The following is a 4,258-nucleotide window of genomic DNA, read 5'->3' as shown; positions in this document are numbered from 1 at the left end:
ATCGCATTCTTTTACCTGGACACCGCGTTTGGGTTGGAACCCATCGGCGTGTTGAAGACACTCGCGGCCAAGGAAGGCTTCGACCTCCAATTGTTCCCGAACCCGCTGCCTGGTAACAATCAGTCAGGGGCGTGGTCCCAGATCCGCCGCCTCAACCCCGATTGGGTCATCAGCTGGAATCTGGGCAACATGCACGTTGTTGCCTCGCGCGAAATGAAACGCAACGCCATGCCGAAGGACAAGTACATCGCCGTCAATTGGTTCAACGAAGTGGACATCGCGAACATTGGCGCCGACGCAGCCAAGGGCATCAAGCGCGGCACTAATGTGGTGGGCGGTCAGGAGCACCCGCTGATCCAGCAGATCCTGAAGGATCTGTATGACAAGGGAAAGGGCAACGGCGACCGCAAGCATACCAATGACATCTTCTACAACACTGGGCTGGCCACCTACGCTCCTGTTTTCGAAGGCGCGCGTCTGGCAATCAAGCAGTATGGCTGGCCTCTGACATCCGACAAGATGAAGCGCGGGCTGGAGAGCCTGCGCAACTTCGACGCTAACGGCCTCATCGCCCCTGTAACTGTGACGGCCAAGGACCATGGCGGCGGCGGCAAGACGCGCATCGACATGTGGGATGGCGCGAAGTGGGTGCCAGAGACTGGCTGGTTCTCCGCATACGACGATGTAGTCCAGGAAAGCGCCAAGAAGGAATCGGCGGAGTTCGCCAAGTCGAAGCAGTAGCGATACGCCTCGGTCAGGCCTAGGGCACGACTGTACGGCGTGCCTTCTACAGACTGCATTTCACCCCGTACTAACTAAACAGGAAACATCATCATGAAAATCAAACAGCTTTCCATTCTTGCTGGCCTGGGATTGGCGCTGGCCGGTCTGCAGTCCGCGCAGGCGCAGGCACCAGCCCAGCCCGTCAAATTCGCGCTTTGTTATGACCTGAGTAAATCCTACGGCTTTGTGACGCCACAAATTGCCCAGGCGGCGAATGACTATGCCAAGATATTGAATCAGAAAGGCGGCATTGAAGGCCACCCCATCGAGATACTGGTTCAAGACCATGGCAACGAGCCGCAGCGTGGCATTGAGTGCTACGAAAAGATGAAACGCGAAGGCGCCGTTGCCTTTGATTTCCTGTCCACGCCGGTTTCCCGCGCCGTTCTGCCGCGCGCCATGGCGGATGGCAATGTGATGGTGCAATCCTTTGTAGGTCGTGGCGATGCGGTCGATGGTGATGTGTTCAAGTGGATTTTCCCCATTGGGCCCACCTACTGGGGTCAAATGGCCAACAATATCCACTACATCAAAACCAAGTCCAACAACAACCTCAAGGGCGTGAAGATTTCGTTCATCTACCCCGACTATCCGTTCGGGCAGGAACCGATCGGCGTGTTGAAGACACTTGCGGCCAAAGAGGGCTTTGACCTGCAGTTGGTTCCCAACCCGATGCCGGGCAATGACCAGGCCGCCGCTTGGTCCCAGATCCGCCGCAACAACCCCGACTGGGTGATCAGCTGGAACCTGGCCGGCATGCACGTCGTCGCCTCGCGCGAAATGAAGCGCAACGGCATCCCGATGGACAAGTACATTTCCGTCAATTGGCTCAACGAAGTTGACCTTGCCAACATTGGTCTGGAAAACGCAAAAGGCCTCAAGCGCGGCACCAACGTGACGGGTGGACAGAGCCACCCGCTGATGCAGCAGATCATCAAGGACCTGTATGAGAAAAACAAGGGCAGCGGTGACCGCAAGCATCTCAACGATGTTTACTACAACACCGGTCTGGCCATCTATGCCAGCGTTTTCGAAGGCGCTCGCCTAGCCATCAAACAAAGTGGCTGGCCCCTCAACCCTGACAAAATGAAGCGCGGACTGGAAAGCTTGAAAAACTTTGATGCCGAAGGCCTGATCGCCCCCGTGACGGTGACCGCCAAAGACCATGGCGGCGGCGGCAAAACCCGCATCGACATGTGGGACGGCGCCAAGTGGGTGCCCCAGACTGACTGGTTCTCGGCGTATGACGACGTGGTCCAGGACATCGTGAAGAAAGAATCTGGCGAGTTCGCCAAGAACAAACAGTAATTGCCTTCCCTTGGGATGGATCACGGTCAGACGCGTTGCGCACTGATAGTGAACCATCCCATCTTGTTTCTCGGATTTTCATCCCTCTCTTGAATCGACAGGTGGCAGCCTATGCCACAGTGGATTGCAGTGGTAGCTGCCAGGCGCACCATCCAACACAGGAAATCTCGCCCACCATCTAACTAGCGTTAGATAGTTATAATTTCATCCTCACCAATGTGGCGCCTTAAGCGCAAGGAGCAATCAGTATGGATCTCGTACTAAAAGGAAAATCGGTCATCGTCACGGGTGGCGGCTCGAACATTGGCCGCGGCATCGTGCTCGGCTTCGCCGCGGAAGGCGCCAACATCACCATCGGCGACATCGACGAAAGTCAGGCGCAAAAGACGGCAGAACTCGCGCTGGCGAGCGGCGCGGCGTCGGCGCAGGTTGTCAAGACCGATGTCACCCAACTTGACCAGGTGCAAGCCATGTTCAAGGCAGCCTCGGACAAGTTCGGCGGCGTCGATGTCCTCGTCAACAACGTCGGCTGGGACCAGTTGATGTTCTTCACGCAGACGACCCCCGATCTGTGGCAAAAGATCATCAACATCAACTACCTCGGCGTTCTCAACTGCACCAAGACCGCGCTTGAAGTCATGGTTCCTCGCAGCGCCGGCTCAATCGTCTCCATCAGCTCTGATGCCAGTCGGCAAGGTGAGCCACGTGAAGCGGTGTATGGCGGCGTCAAGGCTGCCATCAACAGTTTCATGAAAACGATCGCCAAGGAAAACGGGCGTTACGGCATCCGCTGCAACGTGGTATGCCCCGGCGTCACTATCCCCAGTACCACCGACGAAGTGGGCGGAAGCAGCATGTGGATTGATGCCGACAGTATGTTCACGCCGGAGCAACTGGAAAAAGTCGCCAAGGCGCTGCCGTTGCGCAAGGTGGGACGGCCGCAGGATATTGCCAATGCCGTCGTCTTCCTGTCTTCAGCGAAGGCTGCGGGCCATGTCACCGGGCAGGTTCTTTCAGTGTCTGGTGGTTACAGCATGATTGGGTAAACGCCCGGGCACGGTCGAAAGACATGCGGCATTGAAACAACAGACAAAAAGGAAACCCCATGGAATTCAAGGACATCCTCTACGAAGAACTCGACTCGGTGGCCTACATCGCGATCAACCGCCCCGAAGTGATGAATGCGTTTCGCGGCCAGACCGTCGAGGAACTGCTGCAGGCATTCATGAAAGCAGGCTGGGACAAGCGAATCGCCGCCATTGTGCTCACCGGGACGGGTGACCGTGCTTTCTGCACCGGCGGCGATCAGTCGGCTCATGCCGGCCAGTATGACGGCCGGGGCACCATCGGTATCCCGGTGGAAGAGTTTCACAGCGCCATTCGTGACGTGCCCAAGCCCGTGATCGCCCGCGTGCAGGGTTACGCCATTGGCGGCGGCAATGTCCTGGCCACCTTGTGCGACATGACCATTGCCTCGGAAAAGGCCGTGTTTGGCCAAGTCGGCCCGAAAGTAGGCTCGGTCGACCCTGGCTGGGGCACGGCTTACCTGAGCCATGTGGTTGGCGAAAAGAAAGCCCGCGAGATCTGGTACATGTGCCGCCGCTACAGTGCACAGGAGGCCTTGGCCATGGGTCTGTGCAACACCGTCGTGCCCCACGACCACCTCGACGCCGAAGTCGCCCGCTGGTGCAAGGAAATTGTCGAAAAAAGTCCGACGGCTCTGGCGATCGCGAAACGTTCGTTCAATGCATCCACCGAGCACATTCGCGGGATCGGCAGCCTGGGACTTCAAGCGCTGAGCCTGTACTACGACACGGCAGAGTCCAAAGAAGGCGTGAGCGCTTTCCTGGAAAAACGCCGGCCTGATTTCAGGCAGTGGACCAACGGGAGCAAGTGAGCAACCCCTTGCGACGCGCCAATGCACGAGTCTGCCCCTTCGACCAAAGCCAAGTTTGATACGATTTGCTTTTTTTTGGATCTAACTAACGGTCAATATGAAGCCAAGTACAGAAGCAAAGCTCAGCAAAGATAACGCAGATGGCCCCGCTACACGTGAACGGGTGCTGCTCGAAGCTGCACGGCTGTTCAGGCATCATGGCTATGCGGCAACTACTTTGCGCGAGGTTGCGGATGCTGCCGGCGTCAAAGCCGGCAGCATCTACTATCA

The 4,258-nt window shown here is 57.3% G+C and carries 5 protein-coding genes; all 5 read left to right on the top strand.

Going from position 1 to position 4,258, the window contains the following annotated elements; translation table 11 throughout:
• A partial coding sequence (locus WBC85_RS08385; protein WP_424435216.1) for an ABC transporter substrate-binding protein occupies positions 1-741 on the top strand: 741 nt, incomplete at its 5' end.
• 93 nt (positions 742-834) lie between these two features.
• On the top strand, positions 835-2,091 hold the full coding sequence (locus WBC85_RS08380; protein WP_424435213.1) for an ABC transporter substrate-binding protein: 1,257 nt from the start codon (positions 835-837) through the stop codon (positions 2,089-2,091).
• Between the two features lie 248 nt (positions 2,092-2,339).
• On the top strand, positions 2,340-3,137 hold the full coding sequence (locus WBC85_RS08375; RefSeq protein ID WP_424435210.1) for an SDR family NAD(P)-dependent oxidoreductase: 798 nt from the start codon (positions 2,340-2,342) through the stop codon (positions 3,135-3,137).
• Between the two features lie 59 nt (positions 3,138-3,196).
• Positions 3,197-3,988: an enoyl-CoA hydratase-related protein gene (locus tag WBC85_RS08370; RefSeq protein WP_424435207.1), complete on the top strand. Its 792-nt coding sequence runs from the start codon at positions 3,197-3,199 to the stop codon at positions 3,986-3,988.
• A gap of 97 nt (positions 3,989-4,085) precedes the next feature.
• The coding region (locus WBC85_RS08365) for a TetR/AcrR family transcriptional regulator (protein ID WP_424435219.1) at positions 4,086-4,258 on the top strand (173 nt) is incomplete at its 3' end.

The organism is Planktotalea sp. (assembly GCF_049680325.1).
In the GTDB taxonomy this organism is placed as follows: Bacteria; Pseudomonadota; Alphaproteobacteria; order Rhodobacterales; family Rhodobacteraceae; genus Planktotalea.
This window is presented reverse-complemented; position numbering and strand designations above follow the sequence as displayed.

Coding starts and splice junctions, on each gene's coding strand:
- WBC85_RS08375 (WP_424435210.1), top strand. CDS start 2,340: ATGGATCTCGTACTAAAAGGAAAATCGGTCATCGTCACGGGTGGCGGC.
- WBC85_RS08380 (WP_424435213.1), top strand. CDS start 835: ATGAAAATCAAACAGCTTTCCATTCTTGCTGGCCTGGGATTGGCGCTG.
- WBC85_RS08370 (WP_424435207.1), top strand. CDS start 3,197: ATGGAATTCAAGGACATCCTCTACGAAGAACTCGACTCGGTGGCCTAC.